The 26049-nt window shown below is 60.0% G+C and carries 25 protein-coding genes and 2 tRNA genes; 15 read left to right on the plus strand and 12 right to left on the minus strand.

From position 1 onward, the window contains the following. The first annotated feature begins 8 nt into the window (after positions 1-8). From coaBC to ACMO9O_RS02245, 4 genes are all read left to right on the plus strand, one after another. Complete coding sequence (coaBC, locus tag ACMO9O_RS02230; RefSeq protein WP_418981991.1) at positions 9-1235, plus strand: bifunctional phosphopantothenoylcysteine decarboxylase/phosphopantothenate--cysteine ligase CoaBC; 1227 nt, start codon at positions 9-11, stop codon at positions 1233-1235. 64 nt (positions 1236-1299) lie between these two features. Continuing rightward, the gene (gene recN, locus ACMO9O_RS02235; protein WP_418981992.1) at positions 1300-2943 is read left to right on the plus strand and encodes a DNA repair protein RecN; all 1644 of its coding nucleotides are present in this window, start codon (positions 1300-1302) and stop codon (positions 2941-2943) included. A gap of 149 nt (positions 2944-3092) precedes the next feature. Then, complete coding sequence (locus ACMO9O_RS02240; protein ID WP_418981993.1) at positions 3093-3566, plus strand: RNA polymerase sigma factor; 474 nt, start codon at positions 3093-3095, stop codon at positions 3564-3566. Positions 3567-3578: 12 nt separating this feature from the next. Continuing rightward, positions 3579-4913: an anti-sigma factor family protein gene (locus ACMO9O_RS02245; RefSeq protein WP_418981994.1), complete on the plus strand. Its 1335-nt coding sequence runs from the start codon at positions 3579-3581 to the stop codon at positions 4911-4913. A 66-nt stretch (positions 4914-4979) separates the two neighbouring features. On the opposite strand, the gene ACMO9O_RS02250 is transcribed toward ACMO9O_RS02245, so the two are convergent. The 5 genes from ACMO9O_RS02250 to ACMO9O_RS02270 form a co-directional block, all read right to left on the minus strand. Continuing rightward, positions 4980-5900, minus strand: a complete 921-nt coding sequence (locus ACMO9O_RS02250) for a DMT family transporter (protein WP_418981995.1) — start codon at positions 5898-5900, stop codon at positions 4980-4982. Positions 5901-6005: 105 nt separating this feature from the next. Further along, positions 6006-6563, minus strand: coding sequence for a hypothetical protein (locus tag ACMO9O_RS02255; RefSeq protein ID WP_418981996.1), 558 nt, complete (start codon positions 6561-6563; stop codon positions 6006-6008). Positions 6564-6591: 28 nt separating this feature from the next. Continuing rightward, positions 6592-7068, minus strand: a complete 477-nt coding sequence (locus tag ACMO9O_RS02260) for an RNA polymerase sigma factor (protein ID WP_418981997.1) — start codon at positions 7066-7068, stop codon at positions 6592-6594. 461 nt (positions 7069-7529) lie between these two features. Then, positions 7530-9161, minus strand: coding sequence for a chaperonin GroEL (gene groL / locus ACMO9O_RS02265; RefSeq protein ID WP_418981998.1), 1632 nt, complete (start codon positions 9159-9161; stop codon positions 7530-7532). A 38-nt stretch (positions 9162-9199) separates the two neighbouring features. Then, the gene (locus ACMO9O_RS02270) at positions 9200-9469 is read right to left on the minus strand and encodes a co-chaperone GroES (protein ID WP_418981999.1); all 270 of its coding nucleotides are present in this window, start codon (positions 9467-9469) and stop codon (positions 9200-9202) included. 210 nt (positions 9470-9679) lie between these two features. Between ACMO9O_RS02270 and ACMO9O_RS02275 the strand changes: the two genes are divergently transcribed. After that, positions 9680-9755 (plus strand) — tRNA-His (locus ACMO9O_RS02275). 161 nt (positions 9756-9916) lie between these two features. On the opposite strand, the gene ACMO9O_RS02280 is transcribed toward ACMO9O_RS02275, so the two are convergent. The 3 genes from ACMO9O_RS02280 to eno all read right to left on the minus strand — a co-directional run bounded on the left by ACMO9O_RS02280 (position 9917) and on the right by eno (position 12391). After that, a complete protein-coding gene (locus ACMO9O_RS02280; protein WP_418982000.1) occupies positions 9917-10231 on the minus strand; it encodes an RNA recognition motif domain-containing protein in 315 nt (104 codons plus the stop codon). A gap of 33 nt (positions 10232-10264) precedes the next feature. Further along, complete coding sequence (locus tag ACMO9O_RS02285; RefSeq protein WP_418982001.1) at positions 10265-10717, minus strand: cold-shock protein; 453 nt, start codon at positions 10715-10717, stop codon at positions 10265-10267. A 372-nt stretch (positions 10718-11089) separates the two neighbouring features. Then, positions 11090-12391: a phosphopyruvate hydratase gene (gene eno, locus ACMO9O_RS02290; protein ID WP_418982002.1), complete on the minus strand. Its 1302-nt coding sequence runs from the start codon at positions 12389-12391 to the stop codon at positions 11090-11092. Positions 12392-12584: 193 nt separating this feature from the next. Here eno and ACMO9O_RS02295 point away from each other — a divergent pair, with 193 nt between their 5' ends. The 7 genes from ACMO9O_RS02295 (at position 12585) to ACMO9O_RS02325 (ending at position 17501) form a co-directional block, all read left to right on the plus strand. Then, positions 12585-13778, plus strand: coding sequence for a sodium:proton antiporter (locus ACMO9O_RS02295; protein WP_418982003.1), 1194 nt, complete (start codon positions 12585-12587; stop codon positions 13776-13778). Between the two features lie 779 nt (positions 13779-14557). Then, a complete protein-coding gene (locus ACMO9O_RS02300; RefSeq protein ID WP_418982004.1) occupies positions 14558-15040 on the plus strand; it encodes a hypothetical protein in 483 nt (160 codons plus the stop codon). Between the two features lie 15 nt (positions 15041-15055). After that, positions 15056-15685 (plus strand): hypothetical protein, encoded by a 630-nt coding sequence (locus tag ACMO9O_RS02305; RefSeq protein WP_418982005.1) that lies wholly within the window; start codon positions 15056-15058, stop codon positions 15683-15685. A gap of 106 nt (positions 15686-15791) precedes the next feature. Beyond that, a complete protein-coding gene (locus ACMO9O_RS02310) occupies positions 15792-16208 on the plus strand; it encodes a lipocalin family protein (protein ID WP_418982006.1) in 417 nt (138 codons plus the stop codon). 12 nt (positions 16209-16220) lie between these two features. After that, positions 16221-16601 carry a hypothetical protein gene (locus tag ACMO9O_RS02315; RefSeq protein WP_418982007.1) on the plus strand — a complete coding sequence of 127 codons (381 nt, stop codon included), beginning with the start codon at positions 16221-16223 and terminating at the stop codon, positions 16599-16601. A 3-nt stretch (positions 16602-16604) separates the two neighbouring features. Next, positions 16605-17051 carry a hypothetical protein gene (locus ACMO9O_RS02320; RefSeq protein ID WP_418982008.1) on the plus strand — a complete coding sequence of 149 codons (447 nt, stop codon included), beginning with the start codon at positions 16605-16607 and terminating at the stop codon, positions 17049-17051. Between the two features lie 3 nt (positions 17052-17054). Further along, entirely contained in the window at positions 17055-17501 is a 447-nt protein-coding gene (locus ACMO9O_RS02325) for a hypothetical protein (RefSeq protein WP_418982009.1), read from the plus strand. A 72-nt stretch (positions 17502-17573) separates the two neighbouring features. Here ACMO9O_RS02325 and ACMO9O_RS02330 read toward each other — a convergent pair whose 3' ends face one another. Next, positions 17574-18185: a hypothetical protein gene (locus tag ACMO9O_RS02330; protein WP_418982010.1), complete on the minus strand. Its 612-nt coding sequence runs from the start codon at positions 18183-18185 to the stop codon at positions 17574-17576. A 1204-nt stretch (positions 18186-19389) separates the two neighbouring features. Next, positions 19390-20598 carry an S-adenosylmethionine:tRNA ribosyltransferase-isomerase gene (locus ACMO9O_RS02335; protein WP_418982011.1) on the minus strand — a complete coding sequence of 403 codons (1209 nt, stop codon included), beginning with the start codon at positions 20596-20598 and terminating at the stop codon, positions 19390-19392. A 71-nt stretch (positions 20599-20669) separates the two neighbouring features. Between ACMO9O_RS02335 and nadB the strand changes: the two genes are divergently transcribed. Together nadB and ACMO9O_RS02345 are read left to right on the plus strand one after the other, a co-directional pair. Further along, positions 20670-22229 carry an L-aspartate oxidase gene (gene nadB / locus ACMO9O_RS02340; protein WP_418982012.1) on the plus strand — a complete coding sequence of 520 codons (1560 nt, stop codon included), beginning with the start codon at positions 20670-20672 and terminating at the stop codon, positions 22227-22229. Between the two features lie 153 nt (positions 22230-22382). After that, positions 22383-23966, plus strand: a complete 1584-nt coding sequence (locus tag ACMO9O_RS02345; protein ID WP_418982013.1) for a peptide chain release factor 3 — start codon at positions 22383-22385, stop codon at positions 23964-23966. Between the two features lie 87 nt (positions 23967-24053). Here ACMO9O_RS02345 and ACMO9O_RS02350 read toward each other — a convergent pair whose 3' ends face one another. Then, complete coding sequence (locus ACMO9O_RS02350; protein ID WP_418982014.1) at positions 24054-24764, minus strand: pirin family protein; 711 nt, start codon at positions 24762-24764, stop codon at positions 24054-24056. A gap of 192 nt (positions 24765-24956) precedes the next feature. On the opposite strand from ACMO9O_RS02350, the gene ACMO9O_RS02355 reads away from it, so the two are divergent. Next, on the plus strand, positions 24957-25742 hold the full coding sequence (locus ACMO9O_RS02355) for an abortive infection system antitoxin AbiGi family protein (RefSeq protein ID WP_418982015.1): 786 nt from the start codon (positions 24957-24959) through the stop codon (positions 25740-25742). 225 nt (positions 25743-25967) lie between these two features. Here ACMO9O_RS02355 and ACMO9O_RS02360 read toward each other — a convergent pair. Further along, positions 25968-26042, minus strand: a tRNA-Pro gene (locus ACMO9O_RS02360). Between the last annotated feature and the right edge of the window lie 7 nt (positions 26043-26049).

Raw genomic sequence — 26049 nt, forward strand, 5'->3', positions numbered from 1 at the left:
CGACGGCCATGGAGCGCACGACTGAAAGCCCCCGCCTGGGGGGACGCCGCATTTTGCTGGGCATCACGGGAAGCATTGCCGCCTACAAGGCAGCGGTGCTTTGCCGTCTGTTGAAGAGTGCCGGCGCCGAGGTGCGGGTGGTGATGACCCCGCTCGCCAAGCAGTTCATCACCCCGCTTACGATGGCCACGCTGTCGAAGAATCCGATTCTGGTCGAGTTCTTCGACCCCGAGAACGGCGCGTGGAACTCCCATGTCTCGTTGGGCGAGTGGGCCGACTGCTGCCTGATCGCCCCCGCCACGGCCAACACGCTGGCCAAGATGGCCGCGGGCGTGGCCGACAACCTGCTGCTGACCACCTACCTCTCGGCGCGTTGTCCGGTGGCGGTGGCCCCTGCCATGGACCTGGACATGTACGCCCACCCGGCCACGCAGCAAAACCTCCGCACCCTCGCCGAACGGGGCGTTAGGATCGTCGAACCCGCCGAAGGCGAGCTGGCCAGCGGCCTTACGGGCAAAGGGCGCATGGCCGAACCCGACACGATCGCCGCATTCGTCGGCGAGCTGTTATCCGAAAAAAAAAAGTCATTGCAAGGTAAGCGCTTCGTCGTAACGGCGGGCGCGACCATCGAGCCGATCGACCCGGTGCGGTTCATCTCGAACCACTCCTCGGGCAAGATGGGCTATGCCATTGCGGGCGAACTGGCGCGCCGGGGTGCGCAGGTGACCCTGGTGAGCGGCCGCACGGCCCTGCCCGTTCCCGAAGGGGTCGACCGCGTGGACGTACTCTCGGCGCAGGAGATGTTCGAGGCCGCCGCCGAGGCGTTCGAGCGGGCGGACGGCGGGGTGATGTGCGCCGCCGTGGCGGACTACACCCCCGTCGCAGCGGCGGACCGCAAGCTCCGCAAGGGCGACGGCGAGCTGACCATCGCCCTGCGGCGCACGCGCGACATCGCCGCCGAACTCGGCGCCCGCAAGGGGAGGCGTCTTTTGGTGGGCTTCGCGCTGGAGACCCACGACGAAGTGGCCCACGCCGAAGAGAAGCTCGCCCGAAAGAACTTCGACTTCATCGTCCTCAACTCGCTGCGCGATGCGGGCGCGGGGTTCCGCGGCGACACGAACAAGGTCAGCCTGATCGACCGCACGGGCCGCGAGGAGCTGCCGCTGCTCTCCAAAACGGAGGTCGCGGCACGCATCGCCGACCGCATCGAAGCGCTGCTCGCCCCCGAGGCTTGAGGCGGACCTAAGACCGCAAGGACACTGCCCAACAGATAACACCGGACCCTTATAACGCATCGTCATGTTACGTCGCCTGTCGGTTGAAAACTACGCGCTTATCGACTCGCTCTCGCTGGAGCTGGACCCGCACCTGAACATCATCACGGGTGAGACCGGCGCGGGCAAGTCGATCCTCTTAGGAGCGCTCTCGCTGCTGCTCGGGGCCAAGAACGACGGTTCGGCGATGAAGGATTCGGCACGCAGCTGCCGCGTGGAAGGGGTCTTCGACCTCGGGGGGCTGGGGCTGGAAGCCTTCTTCGAAGCGAACGATCTGGACTACGCCCCCGAAACCACCCTCACGCGCATCATCACCCCCGCCGGCAAGAGCCGCGCCTTCGTCAACGACGTGCCCGTGCAGCTGCAGCAGCTCCGCGAGCTGGGCGAACGGCTCGTGGACATCCACTCGCAGCATCAGAATCTTGTCCTCTCCTCGGAGGAGTTCCGCACGGCGGCGCTCGACACGGTGGCCGGGAACCGGGAGCTGCTCGCGGTCTATGCGGCGCAGTATGCCCGCATGCAGGCGCTCCGGCGCGAGCTGGCAACCCTGCGCGAGGAGGCCGCCGCAGGCCGCCGCGACGAGGAGTGGCTGCGCTACCAGACCGAAGAGCTGGCAGCCGCCAAGTTGCAGGCGGGCGAACAGGCCCGCATCGAACAGGAGCTGGCCGTACTGGAAAACGCCGACCGCATCGGCGAGGCGTTCCTGACGCTGCGCAACGCCCTCGATGCCGACGAAACGGGCATCCTGACCACGCTGCGCAACGCCGAGAACGAACTGACGCGCCTCGGCGCGCACTACCCCGCCGCCGGGGAGTATGCAGCCCGGCTCCACGCCGTCGTCGAGGAGCTGAAGGACATCGACCGCTCCGTCACGGCGGACTCGGAGCGGTTAGACGCCGATCCCGAGCGGCTGGCCAAGCTCGCTGCGCGGCTCGACCTGCTGCTCTCCCTCCAGCAGAAACACCGCGCGGCCGACGAGGGGGAACTGCTCGCCCTGCGCGACGAATACGCCGCCCGTCTGGCGGCCATCGTCCACGGCGATGAGCGCATCGCCCAAACGGAAGCCGCCCTCCGCGAGGCCGAGGCGGAGGTGGGCGCAACGGCCGCGAAACTGCACGAAGCCCGCGCCGAGGCCGCTCCCGCGTTCGAGAAACAGATCCTCTCGACGCTCGTCCGGTTAGGCATGCCCGACACGGTGTTCCGTGTGGCGCTCACGCCGCTCGAGACGCCGGGGCGCACGGGCTCGGACGGGGTCGAGTTCCTCTTCTCGGCCAACCGCGACCGCACGCCCGGACCCGTCGAGCGCATCGCCTCGGGCGGCGAGCTGTCGCGCGTGATGCTGGCGCTCAAGGCGCTGCTGGCCGAGCGCATGCAGCTGCCGACGATCCTCTTCGACGAGATCGACACGGGCGTCTCGGGCCGCATCGCCGACGCCATGGGCGAGATCATCGCCCGCCTCTCGCAGACGATGCAGGTCGTGGACATCACCCACCTGCCGCAGGTCGCCTCCAAGGGCGGAGCGCACTTCGTGGTCTACAAGCGCGAGGGGCACACCGGGATCATCCGCCTCAGCGACGACGAGCGCATCGCCGAGATCGCCAAGATGCTCTCCGGCTCCGAGGTCACGAAGGCCGCGGTGGCGCAGGCCCGGATTCTGCTCGGCCGCTGAACAATCCCCGACGCATGACTTCCGCACCCCAGCCCGCATCGGCCGGGGCGTACTTTCTTTATAAAATCGTGCTGCAAAATCCGAATTTTTACGTCTTTTTCCGGTTTTGCGCGTCTTATGGTCGAACGCGCGCTTCTAAACCGTAAACGATGAAAGTACCCGATCCAAACCGCATGGCCCGCCTCGAAACGGCGGTGACCGCCTACCAGGAGGAGCTGTTCCGCTACGCCGCTTTCCGCACCGGCTCCCGGGCCGACGCCGAAGACATCGTGCAGGACGCCTTTCTGCGCTTTGCGGCCGCCGACGCCCGGATCGACAACCCGCGGGCCTACCTCTACCGCTGCGTGGCCAACGCCTGCTGCGACCTGGGCCGCCGTCCCCGTTCCGAAGCGCTTCCGAAGCAGGCGGCCGCCGAGCAGGAGGACGAACTCCCCGCCGAGGCGGAGCGCATCGGGCAGCTGCTCGAACGCCTGCCCGAGGAGCAGGCCGAGGTCATCCGGCTGCACACCCTCTCCGGCCTCCGCTTCACGGCGATCGCCGAAACCCTCGACTGTCCCGTCACGACCGTGAAATCGCGGTTCCGCTACGGGATCGACAAACTCCGCACGATTTTGCAACACTAAAAGACCATGACCATGAATTGCCGCTATTTCCAGGATCATCTGACCGAAATGCTCGCGGGAGAACTCCCCGCCGAAGAGCAAAAGCGCATGGAACAGCACCTCGCCGCCTGCCCCGCCTGCGCCGCCGAATACCGCGCCGCCCGCGAAGCGCTCCATGCCGTCACCCCGCACCGCGACCTCGCGGTCCCCGCCACCCTTCGAGATCGCATCCTCGAAGCCGCCAAGACCGAAACCGCTCCGACAGCCGAAACGGCCGCTGCTGCCGCTCCTACCCGCCGCCCGCGCCGCCGGATGCTGTTCCGCCTGACCGCAGGCGCTCTGTCGGCCGCCGCCGTGGTGGCCGTGGCGCTCGTCGTCGGGCTGAATACCCCCGCCCGCGCCGCCCGCAACTGCTTCCGGCAGGCCGTCGCCTCGATGAGCAGCGCACAGACGCTGCAGATGGAGCTGCGCATCCGGACCTATCCGGTGGAAAACTTCGCCTACACGAATCCCGAAGCGAACTTCGTCCCCCATTCGATCCAGGTCGTCTACGCCCCCTCGCTGATGTGGCGCGTCGAAAAACCCGAACGCAAGGCGCTCTTCGACGGCAAGGTGATCTACCAGTGGCTCGGCGACAACGACGGCTACATCCAGTACCCCGACGCCGACGTGCTGGCCAATCTGGCGCTGCTGATCGACCCGCGGACGCTGCTGCTGCGTGAGGAGGAGATCGCCACGACGACTCAAGGGGCGACCTACCGGATCGTCCGGGCCGCCGACGCCATGCTGCTGACGGTGACCTGTCCGGCGCAGGGCGACTACCGCGAGAGCGACTACATGCTCAACACCTCGATCCTCGAGAGCAACACCCGCCGCGAATACCGTTTCGATCCGGACAACGGCCGGTTGCTGAGCGCCCGTATCTGGGCCGTCACCGACCGCGGCGAGCGGCAGCTGCTCGATCTGGAGAAGATCGCCTACGACCGCCCGGTGTCCGCCGCCGAACTGACGGCCCGGCCCGACGACATCGCCTGGATCGACCTGCGGAAAGCGCCCGAGGGGAAGCGCCTGGCGGGCATCGACGTGGAAAAGGCCGGAGAACTGATCCTCCACGCCCTGACCGGCTGGGATGAGACCGTTCTGGACGACGCTCTCTACTTCTACGGGCCCAACGGACGCAAGCTGCTGCACGAGCAGTACTACGGAGCCGTGCCGACCGCCATCGGCAAGGCGGTGCAGTCGGGCGAGTATCCCGGGCGGTTCATCCCCTGCAAGCTGCTGCTGCGCAACGGTAAACGGGAGAAGATCATGCTGGCCCTGCGCAACGACACGCCCAACGGCAGCTGGGTCGTGGACGGCGGTCTCTGACGCACCTTTATACGCGAACGCCCCCGGCGCACAATGCGCCGGGGGCGTTCCGTTATCCGGCAAGGACTATTTCGCAGCCGCCGGACGGCGGAAGCGCCGCACCAGCTCCTCGCCCTTGAAGTAGATCACCAGCGAGCTGACGATAATCACCATCCCCGCCACGGTGCTGAAATCGGGCGATTCGCCGGGCAGCATGGCCCAGCTCAGCACGGCCCCGAGGATCGGGTTGATCAGGCGGCACATATTCAGGTCGCTCACCTTCGTCCCCTCCGCGCGCAGGGCCATGAACCAGAAGCTGAACGCGAAGACCGAGATGAAGATCAGCACGCCCAGACTGGCGTAGAACCCCATCGGCTTGGCCCAGAAGGGGTGGAACCCCTCCGCTCCGATGCCCACGCCGTAGATAAGCAGACCGCCGAAGAACATCTGCACGGCGTTCAGAAAGACCGGATCGACCTTGCCTTTCTCCTCCGAAACGGAGATGGCCGAATAACCCTGGAAGACGATGCAGGCCAGCAGCAGCACGATGCCCGCGATGCCGCGCCCGTCGAGCGGCTCGCCGTCGCCGCCCGTGCCGACGATCAGCAGCAGCCCCGCCAGGCTGACCACCAGACTGACGATCTTGTACCGGTTCAGTTTGTCGTTGCTGGCCAAAAGGTGGGCAAGCAGCACGTTGATCAGCGGCGTCAGCCCCATGACGATCGACGAAATGGCCCCGCTGACGAAGTCCACGCCGAAGTAGAACGCCGTGTAGCCCAGGAACATGTTGATGAGGATCAGGTTGCCGAAGAGCTTCCGGCAGCGGACGATCTCCTGCCACATGCCCCGATGCCACGTATAAAGGAGCAGAATGACGCCCACGAGCGTGAAGCGCAATCCGGCGAAGTTCATGGGGGTGAAGTCATAGCCGAGTCCCTGTTTGATGAAGGGGTTGACGATGGCCCAGAGTATCGATGCGAAGACGGCGAGCAGAATGCCTTTTTTCATGGTGCGGATTTTTTAACGCGGCAAAGGTAGCGGTTTGCGGCCGATAATGCAACTCAAAACCGCATGGGGTTTTCCGGCGGGCGAAAAAGCACCCCAATGCAACAGTTACGATTCCGCCTCAAACTCGCGCAATGCACGTATACGCTGCCGCACTTCCCGCAGGCGCTCGCGCTCGTAGCGAATCGCTACGAAGCAGATGACCGCCGCGGCGGCAAGCAGCGCCGCCACCGTCCACCACATCCCCTGCGCGGTGTAATACCCGGACCACAGGACAACCAGCACCCCTATGCCAAGCACGACGCCGGTCAGCTGATAGACCAGACACCCCCACGCGAACCGGTCGTAACGCGTCATACGGCGCTCCAACTCCACGATATTGTCCTCGCAGCGGGCTGCGCGCATCAGAAGTCCCAATCCCCATAGCGACGGCAGGTAGAGCGCCAAAAAACCGGCAACCGCGACGGCAATCACCCCGTCCGGAACGCCCCGGTATCTGCCGATCGCCACGCAGACAGGCACGGCAAGCACATTCAGCAGCGCCATATGCTGCGTGTAGTGCAACAGCGAACGCACCTTGCCCGTAAGCAGCCGCTGCATCTCCTGTCGCCGGACTACCTCCTCCCGTTCGAGCCGGACGGTAAAGCGTTCCCAACTCCGTTTCAAATCTTCCAGTTCCATACTCCTTGCGGTTTTATCGGTTATACATCTTGCGCAATTTCTCGCGGATACGGGTCATCCGCACCGCGACCGTTCCCGGTTTCAATCCGGTGACGGCGGCGATCTCCTCCTGCGAACGCTCTTCGAGCCACAACAGCACCAATGCCCGGTCCAGCCGACCGAGGCGGCCGATCGCCGCATAAAGCTCGTCGAGTTGCTCGCGCAGTTCCCGGTCGTCGTCGCAGGCAAGATCGACCGTCACCCGGACCAGAGCGGGTCTTCGCATCCGCCGTCGCACGAACGAAATGCAGGTGTAGAGCGCCACGCGATAGACCCACGTCGCCGCCGAACTCTCTCCCCGAAATCGGTCGAACCCGTTCCACAAGGCCAATACGACCTCCTGAAAGTAATCGTCCAGTTGCGTGCGGTCGGGCGCATAGAGGTAACACACCTTGTAAATGATGCGTTTGTACCGTCCGATCAGCTCGAGAAATTTCTGTTGTCTGTCCATCCGCCTTTCGCTTTTACCCCGATAGTCGCCCAAGAAAGGAAAAAATTACCGGACCTCGTAAAATCGGATGAAATATCAGGTCGGAAGTCTCCGGACAAGCGTTTGGAAAGGAGAGGGAGACTGGGGAGGGGCTGAATAGGAACTGAGCAGCGGCTGGGCGGAGTGCTTGGGCGGCTATGGCGGAGCGGGGGTTGAGAGGTGAATTTGGACAGCAGCGATGGAAGCGGAGGTTGGGGCTGGGAGAAGACCGGGAAAAGACAGAGTAGAATAGAGGCAGAGGCTGGGCAAGGTGGCTCAGGTTGGGCAAGGTCAGGGTTAAGCGGAGGCTGGAATTGAACGGGGACTGAGCAGGAGGCGAAACGGATTGTATATAGGAAAGGGGTCCGGGCAGAGGGAACCAAAAAAATCTGCCCCGGACAGCGAACCGTCCGGGGCAGAAAGCGATAGTTATTCGGTCAGAATTACATCATGCCGCCCATCCCGCCTGCGGGCATTGCAGGCATGGCGGGCTGCTCCGACTTCTTCTCGGCCAGCACGCACTCGGTCGTGAGGAACATCGAAGCGATCGAAGCTGCGTTCTCCAGCGCTACGCGGGCCACCTTCGTCGGGTCGATGATACCGGCCTTCAAGAGGTCCTCGTAGCGGTCGTCGCGGGCGTTGTAACCGAAGGCGTCCTTGCCCTCGCGCACCTTGTTGACCACCACCGAACCCTCGCCGCCGGCGTTGGAGACGATCTGACGCAGCGGTTCCTCGATGGCGCGGCGGATGATCTGGATACCGGTCGTCTGGTCCTCGTTCTCCCCCTTGAGGCCCTGGAGCGCATCGGTGGCACGGATGTAAGCCACTCCGCCGCCCGGGACGATACCCTCCTCGACGGCGGCACGCGTGGCGGCCAGCGCGTCGTCCACGCGGTCCTTCTTCTCCTTCATCTCCACCTCGGTGGCGGCGCCCACGTAGAGCACGGCCACACCGCCGGCGAGCTTGGCCAGCCGCTCCTGCAGCTTCTCCTTGTCGTAGTCGGAGGTCGACTTCTCGATGGCGGCGCGGATCTGCGCCACGCGGGCGGCGATCGCCTCCTTCTTGCCGGCGCCGTCGACGATCGTGGTGTTCTCCTTGTTGAGCGACACCTTGTCGGCCGTGCCGAGCATTTCGAGCGTGGCGTCCTCGATCTTCATGCCCTTGTCGGCCGAAATGACGGTTCCGCCCGTCAGCACGGCGATATCTTCGAGCATCTCCTTGCGGCGGTCGCCGAAGCCGGGAGCCTTGCAGGCGGCGATCTTCAGCGTGCCGCGCAGGCGGTTGACAACCAGAGCCGAGAGGGCCTCGCCGTCGACATCCTCGGCGATGATGAGCATCGAACGGCCGCTCTGAGCCACCGGCTCCAGAACGCCCATCAGCTCTTTCATGGTCGAAATCTTCTTGTCCGTAATGAGGATGTAGGGCTTTTCGAGCTGCGCCTCCATCTTCTCGGGATCGGTGATGAAGTAGGCCGAAATGTAACCGCGGTCGAACTGCATGCCCTCGACCACCTCGACGTGCGTCTCGGTTCCCTTCGCCTCCTCGACGGTGATGACACCCTCCTTGTTGACTTTGGCCATCGCCTCGGCGATCAGCTTGCCGATATTCTCATCGTTGTTGGCCGAGATGGTGGCCACCTGCTCGATCTTGGCGAAATCGGAGCCGACCTCCTGGCTCTGCTCGCGCAGCGAGTCGACCACCGTCGCAACGGCCTTGTCGATACCGCGCTTCAGGTCCATCGGGTTCGCCCCGGCCGTCACGTTCTTCAGCCCCACGCCGATGATCGACTGGGCCAGCACGGTGGCCGTCGTCGTACCGTCGCCGGCATCGTCGTTGGTCTTCGAAGCGACCTCCTTGACCATCTGCGCGCCCATGTTGGCGAACGCGTCCTCCAACTCGACCTCCTTGGCCACGGTCACACCGTCCTTGGTGATCTGCGGCGCACCGAATTTTTTGTCGATGATCACGTTGCGGCCCTTGGGACCCAGCGTTACCTTCACGGCGTTCGACAGAGCGTCGACGCCCTCCTTGAGGAGCTCGCGCGCCTCGACGTTATATTTGATCTCCTTTGCCATAGCTTTAGCGATTTTTGCTTAAAAGAACCTCTTTCGAATTAGATGATTGCCAGAATGTCCGACTGTTTCATAATGAGGTAATCCACCCCGTCGATCTGAATCTCCTGTCCGGCGTACTTGCCGTAGAGGACCTCATCGCCGACCTTCACCTCCATCTTGATCTCCGACGTTCCGGGACCTGCGGCGACGACTTTGCCGGCCAGCGGCTTCTCCTTTGCCGTGTCGGGGATAATCAGCCCCCCGGCGGTCTTCTCCTCGGCCGGATTGGGGAGAATCAGTACACGATCCGATAATGGTTTCACGTTCATAGCTCTTGTATTATTAGTTGTTAGTGATTTGCGTTTGCATCCTCCTATCCATCAAGAGGTGTGCCAACCGCTTTTTGGCAGACTGCGGGTGACAAAGCTACAGGCCGGCCTGTCATTTTGTCACGCATGCAGATTTTTACGGCGTTTTTTTTGCACGGACCGAAAAAGTGTATTACATTTGCATCCCGGTACGACAGTGCGTACCGACATGGTGGATGTAGCTCAGTCGGTTAGAGCGTCGGATTGTGGTTCCGAAGGTCGAGGGTTCGAGCCCCTTCTTCCACCCGGAAGGTTTTCCTGCAAAGGAAGACCTTTTTTGTAGCCTGTCGCAAGCGGCAGATCGTGAAATCAATCTCAAACGGATATGAAAAAAGGGGCTTGAAAGCCCCTTTTTTCCTTTGTCATGGCCGTCCGGCAGACATCCGTCCGTCTCGCGGCCCTTGCCGACTAATAGCGGTTGCGGTTGTAGCCGCCGCCACCGCGGTTGTAACCGCCGCCGAAGCCGCGGTCGCTGCGCTCCTCACGGGGGCGGGCCACGTTGACGGTCAGACGCTTGCCTTCGAACTCGGTGTTGTTCAGCGCGTCGATGGCTTTCTGGCCCTCTTCGTCATCCGGCATCTCGACGAAGCCGAAGCCGCGCGAACGGCCCGTCTCGCGGTCGTTGATGATGTTGGCGGAGCTAACGCCTCCGAACTGGGCAAACAGATCCTGCAAGCTATCGTTTTTCGTAGCGTAATTCAGGTTTGAAACGTAAATGTTCATTTTTCTCGATTTATGGAATGAATGTTCTTCGATTTACTGCTGATCGGCGAATGCGATCGATACGGCGTGCATCCCGCGGGGTGAACGCTCGATGAAAAAGGTCACCAGCCGCCCCTCGGCAATTCCCTCGGGCGCAAACGTGACATGGAAAAAATATTTCTCGGTGGAATCCAGATCCTTGATGAAACCGTACCCTTTCGAGGAGTTGAAGTATTCGACCCGGCCCCGCATCGGAACCTCCTCGGTCTCCTCCTTCTTGGGCGTGGAGACGGCGATGTCTTCCAGTTTGATCTCCTCGCGTTTGCGTTCGCGCTCTTCGGGCGGAACGCTCGTGAGATTGCCGTCGGCGTCTACCCAGGCGATCATCTCGTCGAACGACGAGGTTCCCCCGGCCCGGCGGGCTTCCTTGCTGCGTTGTTTTTCGAGGCGCTTGGCCTGCTTCTTCTTTTCGTTCTCTCTCTTTGCGAATGATTGTGATCCTGCCATTCAATAAAATTTGTCAATATACCCGTATGCCGGCCCGTGGGCAGGCCGCTGCCGAAACAAAGAAAGTCGTTAAGGTCGATTTCAACGTTGAAATACCGGAAAGGAAAGTCTCCGGGTAAAGACAAAGGAGAGAAAGATCGGAATGAACTTGCGTTGTTTACGCAGCAAAGGTAGTAAAATAATTCGACTTCCGCCGCTTTTTTGCGGAATTAACGCGCTTTTCGCATCTTTCGGCCCGAACGGCGCATGCAGAGGGGGTTTTCCCTCCCGCACGAAGCGGCCGCCTCCCCCACTTAAAGGCATAAAAAATCTCCGGACGAATCGCTTCGTCCGGAGAGGTCATGAGGCACCGGGACCGCCCGGCGGTTGCAATTACTTGCGGTAGATCTTCGTGTAGCCGTAGATCGCCTCGTCGCCCAGTTCCTCCTCGATGCGGAGCAGCTGGTTGTACTTGGCCATGCGGTCCGAACGCGACATCGAACCGGTCTTGATCTGGCCCGAGTTCGTAGCCACGGCGATGTCGGCGATGGTCGAGTCCTCGGTCTCGCCCGAGCGGTGCGACGTGACGGAGGTGTAGCCGGCGCGGTGCGCCATCTCGATGGCGTCGAGCGTCTCGGTCAGCGTACCGATCTGGTTCACCTTGATGAGGATCGAGTTGCCGCAGCCCATCTCGATGCCCTTTTTGAGGAAGTCGACGTTCGTGACGAACAGGTCGTCGCCCACCAGCTGGCACTTGTCGCCCAGCTCGGCGGTCAGCAGCTGCCAGCCCTCCCAGTCGTTCTCGGACATGCCGTCCTCGATCGAATCGATGGGATATTTGGCCACCAGACCCTTGAGGTACTCGACCTGCTCCTTCGACGAACGCTTGGCGCCCTTCTCACCCTCGAACTTGGTGTAGTCGTACACCCCGTCGGCGTAGAACTCCGACGAAGCGCAGTCCATGCCGATCGACACGTCGCCGCCCTCGCACTTGCGGCCCGGCTTGTAGCCGGCCAGCTTGATGGCCTCGATGATCGACTCGATGGCATCCTCCGTGCCGTTGAGCGCGGGAGCGAAGCCGCCCTCGTCGCCCACGGCGGTCGAAAGGCCGCGCTTGTGGAGCACCTTCTTCAGGTTGTGGAATACCTCGGCGCCCATGCGTACGGCCTCCTTGAGCGAGGGAGCGCCCACGGGACGGATCATGAACTCCTGGAAGGCGATCGGAGCGTCGGAGTGCGAGCCGCCGTTGATGATGTTCATCATCGGAACGGGCAGCGTCTTGGCGTTCGCGCCGCCGATATAGCGGTAGAGGGGCATGCCGAAGTAGTCGGCTGCCGCGCGGGCCACGGCCAGCGACACGCCCAGAATGGCGTTGGCGCCCAGCTTCGACTTGGTCTTCGTGCCGTCGAGCGCAAGCATGGCCTTGTCGATGCCGACCTGGTCCGAAACGTTCATGCCCAGGATCGCGGGGGCGATCACCTCGTTGACGTTCTTCACGGCGTTCTGCACGCCCTTGCCCAGGTAGCGGCCCTTGTCGCCGTCACGAAGCTCGAGGGCCTCGTTCTCGCCCGTCGATGCGCCGCTCGGAACGGCTGCACGACCGAAAGCGCCGGATACGGTGCGAACTTCGACCTCGATGGTCGGATTGCCTCGTGAATCGAGGATCTCCCTTGCGTGAATCTCTACAATCTGCATAGTGGTAATGATTTGATTTATGGTTTGAATACTTTTCGCGCTTTTGCGCTGCAAAGGTACAAAATAAATATGAATTGCGGACGCCTGCTGTTATTTTTTTCACGGAAGCGGCACGCGATTTTCAGATACCGCTGCGAATCGTTATCTTTGCGCGCTGCTTACGCGCACCGAACCCGTAAACAACCTTTCCGTCATGCGAAAAGTCCTCTCGTTCTCGCTCTTCCTGATGCTCGGCCTGGCGGCCTCCCAGCTGCTTCCCGGCCTAATGGGCGACACCTACCCGTCGTTCAAGGCCGCCTCCGACACGCTGCTCTACGTCTGCCTGGCGTTCATCATGATCAACGTGGGCCGCGAGTTCGAGATCGACAAGACGCGCTGGCGCTCCTACGCCGGCGACTACTTCATCGCCATGGCCACGGCGGCCCTGCCGTGGCTGCTGATCGTCCTCTACTACGTTTTCGTGCTGCTGCCTCCGGCGTTCTGGTCCGATCCCGAAGCGTGGAAGGAGAACCTGCTGCTGAGCCGTTTCGCGGCCCCGACCTCGGCGGGCATCCTCTTCACGATGCTGGCGGCCATGCAGCTGCAGCAGAGCTGGATCTACCGCAAGATTCAGGTGCTGGCCATCTTCGACGACCTGGACACCATCCTGCTGATGATCCCGCTCCAGATGCTGATGATCGGTCTGAAGTGGCAGATGGGGGCGATCGTGGCGATCGTCACCCTGCTGCTGGCCGTAGGCTGGCGGCGTCAGGCGACGTGGAACGTGCGGCAGGACTGGAAGGCGATTCTCGCCCTGGCGGCGGTCGTCTGCGCCCTCACGCAGGCACTCTATCTGCTCACGGCCCGCTGGTACGGACCCGAGAACAGCATCCATATCGAGGTGCTGCTCCCGGCCTTCGTGATTGGCATGGTGATGAAGCACCGGACGGTCGATACGCCCGCCGAGCGGCGGGTGGCGACGGGCATCTCGTTCCTGTTCATGCTGCTCGTGGGCGTCAGCATGCCGTTGGTCACGGGCGGCGGCGAAGCGGAGGCCGCATCGGCAGGCTCGGTGACCGCTTCGCAACCGATGATGGCGTGGAGCACGGTGGCGCTTCACGTGGCGGCCGTCACGGTGCTCTCGAACGTGGGCAAGCTCGTGCCCCTGCTCTTCTACCGCGACCGTCTCCTGAGCGAGCGGCTCGCCCTCTCGGTGGGCATGTTCACCCGCGGCGAGGTGGGCGCGGGGGTGATCTTCATCGCCCTGGGCTACAACCTGGGCGGCCCGGCGCTGGTGATCTCGGTGCTGACGCTGGCGGTCAACCTTATCCTGACGGGCGGCTTCGTCGTCTGGGTGCGGCGGCTGGCCCTGCGCAGCTACGCGCCGCAAAACCCGGCCGAGGGGTGATGCCGCGCAACGAACCGCTGTCTACCGTCTGTACCGACCCGTCCGCCACTCCATCTCCGGACTTCTTACTTCGGCCCCGCTTCCTGCCGGGCCTCTCCCTTTGTCCCCCCCCCCCCCCGTGTGCGTCTCCGGTCACCCATCCTCGCACCGCTTCTTGCCGGCGCCCCGTCCGCACGCCGTACCCGAGACTCCCGCATCCGTCTGGGCCGACCCGCTTCCAGCCGCCACCGACCGACCCCAACCCCCGAAAAGCGCGGAAAATCCCAATCAAATGAAAAATTAATCGGGGTTCAATATTGATTTTCAATAAAAAAAAGCCGAATTTTGCCACAACGATACCCCGCGGGTGTTGCGTTTTGCAAAACATTTTCTATCTTTGTCGCGTCGCTGCAAGGCGACCGACATATTGATGAAAGTGTTTCGTCCTCGGCGAGAAATCTGGCAATATTTTTCACCTGAGAACAGAGGAACGGCAACGCTCATCACTTGTATTGGCATACGAGGTGCAACGCCCCTATGCTATACAAGTGTGGGGTATCGTTTATTTGTTCTCGGCTTGCCAGAGCCTCTCGCCAGATAAACGAACGGCTCCACACTTTCTTTTTTATCATAATCACATCCGCGGAGCCGGGGTGTTCGGAGGACCCTGCCTATGAAGCAAACCTAAGCGTGTGCGACTGCCAACGCAGTCATACGCTCCCCGCCCGCTCCGCCCGGAGCAAGGGGGGGGGTATTTCTACCGGAAAATCCTACTTATCAAAAACTTAAACCCTTACATGATGAAACGCTTTTTATTCTTAATCGCCGCCGTCGCGCTGGCAAGCAGCTGTTCGGTGATGCGTGAAGTAAATTACAAGGAGTTCAAGGCCCGCAACATCGAACCCCGGCAGGACGCGCTGGTCGTTCCACTCAAGGCCGAAATGGAGCTGACCACCGACGGCCGCATCGACAAGTCGATGACCTACACGCTGCGCAAGGAGCAGCCGCTCACGACCAATTACTTGGAGGAGCGCAAGGCCGAGACGCTCGCCGCTACGGCCCAGGCCTACAACGCCGACGTGATCATCGGTGCGCTGACCAGTGTCAACTACGAGGAGGGAAAAGGCAAAGTCCGGACGCTCACCGTACGTGTGACCGGCTATCCGGCCCGCTATGTCGACTTCCGCAACATCGACTGCCAGGACTCTGTCATGATGAACTACTACCTCCACACCAACCAGGCCGAAGTGTCGCTTCGCAACACCGGCGTCGTCAAACGTTAAACCCCGACCGAGACCATGAAAAAGATTGCATTTTGCGCGGTTGCCGCGCTGCTGCTGGGCGTATGGAGTGCCGACGCCCAGATCATTTCGGGTTCGAGCTACTCCAGCTCGACCGAATACACCTCCAAGGCTAAGAACACCCGCTACCAGGGCGAACTCAACTTCGGCTACGGCCTGGGCGGTAAGATCAAAGACAGCGACGGCGATAAAGATGACGCCAAGTTCTCGCGCGTCTTCATCGAGACCGTCCACGGCATGCGCATCAACGAGTATGCGTTCGCCGGTCTGGGCGTCGGCTTCCAGTACGCCTACGACGACAAGAACCTCGTCAGCGCCGAAGAGGACAGCGGCGTGGGCTTCATTCCCCTGTTCGTGGACCTGAAAGGCTACTACCCCGTCACCGACGACTTCGCCCCCTATGTGTCCGTCGACCTGGGCTACGGTCTGCCGGTAATCGGCAGCGACGGCAGGTATGACACGCTCAAAGGCGGCTTCTACGCTTCCTACGGCATCGGCATGAACTACAAGAAACTCAATTTCGGGCTGGGTTGGCAGCATCAGGGCTTCAAGTACGAATACGAGGGCGAGACCGGCGAGGGCTACGCCGTCAACTCGTTCTACGTCAAGGTCGGCTTCAAATTCTGATTCCGCCCGGGATTCCATCAGCCGCCGTCTTCGATCGACGGCGGCTGATATTTTAAGCCCGACTACAAAATAACCCCAAACCCTACCCCATCAAATACCCTTTACCATGAAAAAACTATTTGCACTCCTTTGCTGCACCGCCATGCTCGGTGCATTCACCGGCTGTTCGGACGACAAGGATGATGACGTGGACGCAGCCTTGTTGGTCGGTGTCTGGCGTTGCACGGCCGAATACGACGGCGAAGACGACACATATTACCCCATAACCGAGCCCGACTATATGCGCATCAATGCCGACGGCACGGGCGCCAAGGGCCTTTCCTCGCCGACGGAAATATCGAAATACGACAACTTTACCTGGCACTGTGAGGGCCGCACGTTCGTTTTCAGCTACACGGGCGAGAAGCACACGAACGAATGGAATATCGAAACGCTTACGCAGGATGAACTTGCTTTCAGCGTCGACTGCGAAGATGAAGGCTATTCGTGGGTTGAAAAAGAGTTTTACGAACGGGTACAATAACAAAACGACACGATGAGAAAACTTTTTACCATGATTTGCTGCGCCGCGCTGCTCGGCGGGCTCGCCGGCTGCTCGGACGACAAGGACGAAGAAGACAATCCTGCTAACGGGGTTAATACATCATTACTTATCGGCTCATGGAACAAAGCGAACGGTGGCGGTAAAAGGCAACTTCTTACTTTAAAGTTTCTTGATGATAAACAGGTAACCATCGATGATGAGGGATCACTCAAAACGGTCCCTTACACCTTTCAAAATAACACTTTAAAGATTTACGAAACTTTATCATACCCTTACATATTTACAGTCACCTCACTGACGGAAACGAATCTGAATCTTCATAAAAAAGACATAGATGACGACTATGTGATGGAATATAATCGTACCGAATAAATCATGAAAACAATATTTAAAATCCTTTGCTGCGCCGCTTTGCTGGGCGCACTGACCGGCTGTTCGGACGACAAAGACGACAACAGCGTCGATGCGGCCATGCTGCCCGGCCTGTGGCTGATGACTGCGGAATGGGACGGCGAAGTGAATCCTGCGACCGGGGAAGAGGAGGGAGAATACGACCCTTACGAGGAGAATGAAAGCTACTACCTCCGATTCAACGGCGACGGCACGGGCGAACTGATCCGGCGCAGTAGTAATCCGAAGGCTTTCAGTTATCACTACAATCCGGACGACGGCAAAATTTACTGGACCGGCGGCACTTCAATCTCCTCGGACCCGGCAATCGTCGAAACCTTAACGGAAGAAAGGCTGGTTCTCAAATGGTATACCTCGGGTAAAAACGGGGTAACCTACATTGACAAAGCTATTCTCAAACGCATTGAATAAATCATGAAAAAACTTTTTACCCTGATTTGCTGCGCTGCGCTGCTCGGCGGGCTGGCCGGCTGTTCGGACGACGACGAGGGCGAAGGGGTCCTGACCGATCCCGAAGCCCTTATCGGCAAGTGGCAGCTGGTCTCGAACTATTATCATTACTACGAAGACGGAGCGTGGCATACGGACGAGGATTACAATGTCGAAACCGCCGATTACAACGATTTCGATCTCTTTTCAGGCGACGGAACCGCCTGGTCGGAACGTTACTCCAAACAGGGAACTCTGCTGAGCAAACACACTCCCACTTCGTGGAGCTACTCGGACGGAATACTCATGCTCGATGTCTATCCGCAGGAGATTCGGGTCCTGACCGAAACCAAACTGGTCATGTGCGAATACGACGGCGATACGATCGGCGAAGGCGATTACGAGGAATTCATATTCGTCCGGGTCAACTGACCGCTAAAACGCAGAGAGGGCGGAACCCAATGTCAGGTTCCGCCCTCTTTTTTGTTCCGGCATCGGACCGGATCAGAACTTGTAGGATGCGCCTACCGAAAAAACGCTGTACGAGTTGGGATACCCCTTGTCCTCATCCTTGATATTGGCCGAGAGGAGGCCGACCTGCGCCTCCACGCCCCACCGGTCGCTGAGGTAGTAGGTCGCTCCGACATAGGCCGAGACCGCCGGCACGACCTTGGATTTCATCTTATCCCACCGCGCATGGTCGAGGTCGTTGAACGAATATATGTAGTGCGATCCCGTACCGACCGTCTTGTCCACCGTCTTCGCGGTGAACCCTTTTTCGTTGCGGGTTTTGCCGTATAGGTAGTTCATCACCCCGACGCCGACGCCGAACTTCGTATAGATATCCAGCCTCGAAACGGGAGAGTAGTGGAACGACACGGTGATCTGGGCGTTGATATCTTCCCGCCGGACTTTCGTCTCGGCGGTTCCGGAACCCTCCCGATGCACTTGATTCCACTTGTTGTAGTCGATTACGGCGCTGTTGATGTACTGGTTGTAATAATAATCATACGTTCCGCTAATCGTGCCGTCGGCGCCGGGGGCAAACGTGTTGTTGACCGTGAAACCCAGTCCGACGGTCACCTGGTCCCGGATCTGCCCGATGCCCCACTCCATACCGAAATGCTGATCGAAGGACATCAACGATTTTTCCTTTCCGGGAATTACACCGACCCCGACCGAAAAATCGAGCAGACGGTCCCCTTTACCGAACTCCTGCGCGGCAGCCGTCGTGCAGACAACACACAGAACAACAGGTAAAAACAGCTTTTTCATAGCTTTAATTTTACTTGTCTTTCCGACTTCAAAAAAGACAGATTAGTAGAAAAAAGAAAGTGTGGAGTCGTTCGTTCATTTGGCGAGAGGCTCTGGCAAGCCGAGAACAAATAAACAATACCCCACACTTGTATCGACTCAAGGTAGAGCACCTCGCATGCCAATACAAGTTATGAGTGCATCGATTCCTCTGTTCTCCGGTGGAAATTGCCAGATTTCTCGCCGAGGACGAAACACTTTCATCATTAATGCCTGCCTTGCGGCGACACGACAAAGATAAAAATGTTTTTGCAATAAATAACACTCCCGGGGTATTGTGATGACAAAATAAGGTAAAAAACGCTGAAAATCAAGATTGATCGGCAATAATGTTTTATAGACTGGGGTTGTGCGTTCATCAGACCATACGCTTCCGATGCACACCGGAAGAAATATCCTTCCGGTTGCACGTCAAAATACCGTAGGCGGCAGCGGCCGAACCGAGTCGATTAGTTCGGAAAAGAGAGGATTATCGCTTTTTTGCGGTTCTTGAACCGCGCGGGCCGCAGCCTCCCGGCGCGGAGGCCCAAGAGGATAGTCGCACCGAATGGTCCTGGGTGTATCAACGTTAACTCGCTCCCGACCGCCGAGCCTCGCGGCCTACCGCCGCGTTTATAAATCTGACCCCACCCCCGACCCCTCCCTCGGGAGGGGCGAAGAACTATAGGTATAAATCTCCAGCTGCTCGGTTTTGCGGCTTCTCGGAGCCGTGCGGGACATCCGATTTATCTTGTTTTCGACCTTTAGGTCGGCGAGCCGCAGCCTCCCCTAGCGGAGGCCCGCTTATGGCGTGCTACGCAGGCTGCGTCCGAAAACAAAGTGCACCCCAGAATCTTTACCTGTGACGCGTTACAACGCACCTGCTCGCACACTGGAAACTGCGGGAATGGCGGCCGTCCGACGACGAGCACCCGGAACGGGTGTGCGATATGCTTTAGCTTTCGTGCCCGTTCAGCGAGAAGAAAGACGGACACCCGCTGTTTTCTGCGTATGCGGTTCTTTTGTATTACCGCATCAGCACCGACGAATCGCCGTAGCTCAGGAAGCGGAAGTCGTGCGTGAGGGCATAGTCGTAGATATGCCGCCACTCCTCGCCCGCATAGGCCGCAACCAGCAGCAGCAGGGTCGAGGAGGGCTGGTGGAAGTTGGTCACGATGTTGCGCACAATGCGGAACTCGTAGCCCAGCGGCGTGATCATGATCTGCGTGGCAGCCTTCAGGCGGTCGAGACCGTGTTCCTCCATGTAGCGCAAAAGCGTCTCCAGCGCCTCTCGGCCCGTAAAAGAGGACGGGATGTCGTACAGCTCCCACTGCCCGATGACGCGCTCCGCGTCGGGCGATCCCGTCCGGCGGATACGCCACGCAAGGGCCGCGAGCGATTCGAGCGTCCGGACCGAAGTGGTTCCCACGGCCGTCACCGCGCCCCACTTCTCGAGAAGCGCCGCAACGGTCGGGCGGCGCACCTCAAAGTGCTCGGTGTGCATCGCATGGCGCGCCGCATCCTCCTCCTTCACGGGCAGGAACGTCCCCGCCCCGACGTGAAGCGTCACCTCCTCGAAGCCGAAGCCGCGCGCCTCCATCTGCGCGATCAGTTCGGGCGTGAAATGCAGCCCCGCCGTCGGCGCGGCCACCGAACCCTCGATCTTCGAATAGACGGTCTGGTAGCGCGTGTTGTCGATCTCCTCGCTCTCGCGGTTGAGGTAGGGCGGAATCGGAATGCGGCCCAGATACTCCAAAAGCTGCCCGAAGGTCATCGGAGCCGTCCACTCGAAACGCACGGTCTGCTCGCGTCCCTCATCGCCCACGCGCCACGCCCGAAGCTGCTCGGCGCGGCCTTCATAGTCGAAATCGATCGCCACGCACCCCTCTTTCCACTTCTTGAGGTTGCCCACGATGCAATTCCACGTGCACGAACCCGTGACGGCGAACGCCCGCTCGTAATCGGCCGGATCGTGCGGCTCGAGGCAGAAAACCTCGACGCGCGCGCCGGAGGGTTTGTGCATGATGATCCGGGCGCGGATCACCCGCGTATTGTTGAACACCAGCAGCTGCCCCGCCGGCAGCACCTCCCCCAGATCGGAGAAATGCCGCTCCTCGATCGTTCCCGCCTGCCACACGAGCAGTTTCGAGGCGCTGCGCTCCGCGAGCGGGAAGCGCGCGATGCGCTCCTCGGGCAGCGGGTAGTCGTATTCGGATATATCGATATGCCGTTCCATTTCGTTCATATTGTTGGGCAAAATTACAATTTTTTGTAACTTTGCGTCGCTTAACGCAAAAAAGAATCCCTATGAAGACCGATTTCCTGGTCATCGGTTCCGGCGCAGCGGGCCTTTCGTTCGCGCTCAAGGCCGCCGCTCACGGTCCCGTCACCATCGTGACGAAAGGCGAGATGAACGAGTGCAACACCAACTATGCGCAGGGAGGCATCTGTTCGGTGACGTACGCTCCCGACACCTTCGAAAAACATATCCGCGACACGGAGGTTTGCGGCGCTGGCAAGTGCGATCCGAAGGCGGTCGAGTTGGTCGTTAGGCGTGCTCCGGAGCTGATCACCGATCTGATCGCCTGGGGAACGCGTTTCGACAAGACCCCCGACGGGCGGTTCGAGCTGAACCGGGAGGGCGGCCACTCCGAGCACCGCATCCTCCACCACGAGGACCTCACGGGCGCGGAGATCGAACGGGCGCTCGTCGAATCGGTCCGCAGCCATCCCAACATCACCGTGCTGGAACATCACTTCGCCGTCGATCTGCTGACGCAGCACCATCTGGGCGAGTTCGTCACGCGCCACACACGCGGGCTGACCTGCTTCGGGGCCTACGTGCTCAACGAAAAAACGAACGAGATCGAGACGATGCTCGCCAAGTTCACGATCGTGGCCACGGGCGGCTGCGGCAATATCTACTCCACGACCTCGAACCCGGTCGTAGCGACGGGCGACGGCATCGCCATGTGCCACCGCGCCAAGGCGATCACCGAGAACATGGAGTTCCTGCAATTCCACCCCACGACGCTCTACAACCCGGGCGAAAAGCCCTCGTTCCTCATCACCGAAGCCATGCGCGGCTTCGGAGCCATCCTCCGCCTGCAGGACGGCGAGCAGTTCATGGACCGTTACCACCCGATGCGCTCGCTGGCTCCGCGCGACGTGGTGGCCCGCGCCATCCACCGCGAGATGGCCAAGCGGGGCGAGGAGTTCGTCTACCTCGACGTGACGCACAAGGACCCCGCGGCCGTGCGCAGCCACTTCCCGAACATCTACGAGAAGTGCCTCTCGATCGGCATCGACATCACGCGCGACTGGATTCCGGTCACTCCCGCGGCCCACTACTGCTGCGGAGGCGTAAAGGTCGACACCAACGGCGAGACCTCCGTCAAACGGCTCTATGCGCTGGGCGAGACCTCCTGCACGGGGCTGCACGGGGCCAACCGCCTGGCTTCGAACTCGCTGATCGAGGCGCTCGTCTACGCCGACCAGGCCGCGCGGCACGCCTCGGGACGACTGGCCAAGGTCGACTTCCAGGAGGGCATCCCCGACTGGGATTTCGAAGGCACGCAGCACACCGAGGAGATGCTGATGATCATTCAGTCGAAGCGCGAAATGCAGACGATCATGTCCAACTACGTGGGCATCGTCCGCTCGAACCTCTCGCTCAAGCGTGCCATGCGCCGGCTGTCGATCCTCTTCGAGGAGACCGAGGAGCTGTACGGCAAGACCAAGCCCAACCGCGAACTGTGCGAACTGCGGAACATGATCGCCGTGGCCTACCTGGTCATCAAGCAGGGCCGCGACCTGAAAGAGTCGGTCGGCTGCCACTACAACATGGATTACCCGCCGGAAAAATGACGCATCGGATTCCGCTGCCGACTGCCGCTCTCACGGCGTTCCGCCGTGTTTACAAATCTGACCCCACCCCGACCCTCCCTCAGGGAGGGAGATGGCATACGTTTAGCACGCTTGTGGGGTCAAATGTATAATGTGAAATTCTTAATTCGTCCCATGACATTACAGGAAGAGATAACCCGCCGGCGCACGTTTGCCGTCATCGCCCACCCCGACGCCGGTAAAACGACCCTTACCGAGAAACTGCTGCTCTTCGGAGGGGCCATCCACGTGGCCGGAGCCGTCAAGAGCAACAAGATCAAGAAGGGGGCCACCTCCGACTTCATGGAGATCGAGCGCCAGCGCGGCATCTCGGTGGCCACGGCGGTCATGGGCTTCGAATACGACGGCGTGAAGATCAACATCCTCGACACGCCGGGCCACGAGGACTTCGCCGAAGACACCTACCGCACGCTCTCGGCGGTCGATTCGGTCATCATCGTCATCGACGGCGCTAAGGGCGTCGAGGCGCAGACGCGCAAGCTGATGGAGGTGTGCCGCATGCGGCAGACCCCCGTGATCGTCTTCATCAACAAGCTCGACCGCCCCTCCAAGGAGCCGTTCGACCTGCTGGACGAGGTGGAGAAGGAGCTGCGCATCCGCGTGCGGCCGCTGGCGTTCCCCATCTCCAACGGTCCGACCTTCAAGGGGGTTTACAACCTCTATGAGAAGAACCTGTCGCTCTTCGCCTCCGACGAGAAGCTGACGGCCGACGTCCCGACCATCGAGATCGCCGACCTGGCGGCTCCCGAGCTGACGGAGTGCATCGGCGAGCGTTACGCCGACCAGCTGCGCGCCGACGTGGAGCTGGTCGAGGGGGTTTACGACCCGTTCGACCGCGACGCCTACCTCCGGGGCGAGCTGGCTCCGGTCTTCTTCGGCTCGGCGGTCAACAACTTCGGTGTCAGGGAGTTGTTAGACTGCTTCATCCGCATCGCCCCTTCACCCCGCCCCGCCCACACCCAGACACGCACGGTCGAACCTGCCGAGGGGAAGATGACGGGCTTCGTGTTCAAGATACACGCCAACATGGACCCCAACCACCGCGACCGCATCGCGTTCCTCAAAATCTGCTCGGGGGTGTTCGAACGCAACAAAAACTACCTGCACGTGCGCAGCGGCAAGCAGATGAAGTTCTCCTCGCCGACGGCCTTCATGGCCGAGAAGAAGTCGGTGATCGACTTTGCCTACCCCGGCGACATCGTGGGTCTGCACGACACGGGCAACTTCAAGATCGGCGACACCTTCACCGAGGGGGAGAAACTCCGTTTCACGGGCATCCCGTCGTTCTCGCCCGAGCAGTTCCGCTACATCGAGAATGCCGACCCGCTCAAGTTCAAGCAGCTGGCCAAAGGGATCGACCAACTGATGGACGAGGGGGTGGCGCAGCTCTTCACTTCGTCGCTCAACGGCCGCAAGATCATCGGCACGGTGGGCGCCTTGCAGTTCGAGGTGATCCAGTACCGTCTCGAACACGAGTACAACGCCGCCTGCCGCTGGGAGCCGATTTCGATCTACAAGGCGTGCTGGATCGACAGCGACAACGCCGCCCAGCTGGCCGACTTCAAGCGCCGCAAGCACACCAACATGGCCTTCGACAAGCACGGCCGCGACGTCTTCCTGGCCGACACGAGCTACTCGCTCACGCTGGCGCAGGAGAATTTCAAGGAGATCCGCTTCCACTTCACCTCCGAATTCTGACGACGGCAGGTTTTCGGAGGCAACTTAAAAGCCCGGCCGCAAGGAGCCGGGCTTTCACCTTTTGATAAGTTCCAACCGCGCGGCCGGTCACACCGGGACCTCCAAGATCAGCAGCCGCACATTGTCCAGCGCCTTGATCAAAAACTCGTCCGCCTCGCGCACACCCACTCCGTCGCGGCAGCGAAGCGCTTCGCCCGCCGCTTCGGCTTCGCCCTCCAGCACGAAGAGATAGGCTCCGTGGCCGTGGACGTTCATGCGGTATTCGGCTACGCGCCCCTCGTCCAGATTGAGCGTATAGAGCCACGCCGCCTGATGAATCCATCCTACATGCTCACTGCCGCACCCCTCCGGCGCGACGATCAGCCGCAGCGCATTGCGCTTGGGCCGCATCGGCACGATCCGCTCGTAGCGCGGGGTGTACCCTTTGCGGTCGGTCTCGATCCAGATTTGCAGGAACTTCACCGGCTCCTGCTCGCTGGCGTTGAATTCGCTGTGGACGATGCCCGTTCCGGCGGTCATCACCTGAATCTCGTCCGGTCCGAGCGTCTGAAGTCCGCCCGTGCTGTCCTCGTGCAGCAGCGTCCCTTCGAGCACCAGCGTCACGATCTCCATATTGGCATGCGGATGGGCCGCAAAGCCCTCGGCGGGCGCGACCTGGTCGTCGTTGAGCACCCGCAGCGCCCCGAACCCCATGCGCCGCGTGTCGTAATAGTCGGCGAAACTGAACGTATGATAGGTCTTGAGCCAGCCGTGGTCGGCATATCCGCGCGTCGCGGCCCGGTGAACGATCGTGGTCATAGCGGTACGAATTTGATTTACCCGCCAGCGAGCAAACTACGGGCCACAGCAGCCTGGAAAGACGGGATGCGTCCCCGATCCGATGGATGTCGCTGTCATCATCGTCGACAACTTTCGGGATCGGGATGAAATGTTTATTTTCCTGACTGACTTTTTTTTATTACATTCGCATCACCTTAAACTGACCGAACAATGAGTGCTATAAGCGCAAATACACTTTTCCATTTTACGCGGAACAAAGACACTTTAATAAATATCCTGCGGACTAAATTCTATCCCCGGCTGAGTTTAGAAAATATGGTGTTCATAAACGACCGTATGAAGATAGCCTACCCGATGGTTTGTTTCTGCGATATCCCTCTATCCCAAATAAGCAATCATTCGGACAACTATGGGCATTATGCGATCGGCTTGAAGAAAGAGTGGGCTATAAATAAAGGCATAACCCCTATTTTATATACTCACAGCAATTCTATTTTATGCGACAACATCCGAGATAACTTACGAAATATCAATAGGATAAACAGATATCAAAGCGTTTCGGAAGTAACCAGGTTCAACGACCGTATGGATTTGATTTACGATCTCTTGTATACGTCGTTATTCATGAAACCGTACAAGGGACAGCAGAAGATTCAAAACGAGTTGAAAGATATCATTTTTTATAATGAGCGGGAATGGCGATATATTCCTCCTAAAACAAAGTTGATGGAGAATGTATCGAAACACAAATTCGGTTTTTGCATCACGGAACGCGATTATACAGAGCCTTTGATTGCTGAAATGAATTCCATGAATGAAGCTCATGGGTTGGAATTTTCCCCGAATGACATCAATTATATCATTGTCGAAAAAGAGGAAGAGATCCTTGAGCTTATTGATGCTATCCAACGCATAAAAGGGAAGTATCCTTATGACGACGTCAAGCTGCTCTCAACCCGCATTATTTCCATGGAACGAATATCTGAAGATTTCTGAACCACCTGCCAGCACCGATCAATCGCATCTGCCTTCCGGCTAACTGCTTCGTTGGTTGACACTTGGTTTTTCGAAGCACCAGGGTTTAGGCGCGCTGCGTTCAAAATCCCGATTCGACGGATGAACCGTCACACCCGAACTCTTCATCGCGTCGCTTGTCTTTCGAATCCACCCATAGTAAAAGAAAGGCTCGACAATCATGAGATTGTCGAGCCTTTTCAACAGTCGGGGTGACAAGATTCGAACTTGCGACCACGCGCCCCCCAGACGCGTACTCTAACCGGGCTGAGCTACACCCCGTAGCGTT

Origin of the sequence: Alistipes sp. (assembly GCF_048465635.1) — a bacterium.
Classification (GTDB): Bacteria; Bacteroidota; Bacteroidia; order Bacteroidales; family Rikenellaceae; genus Alistipes.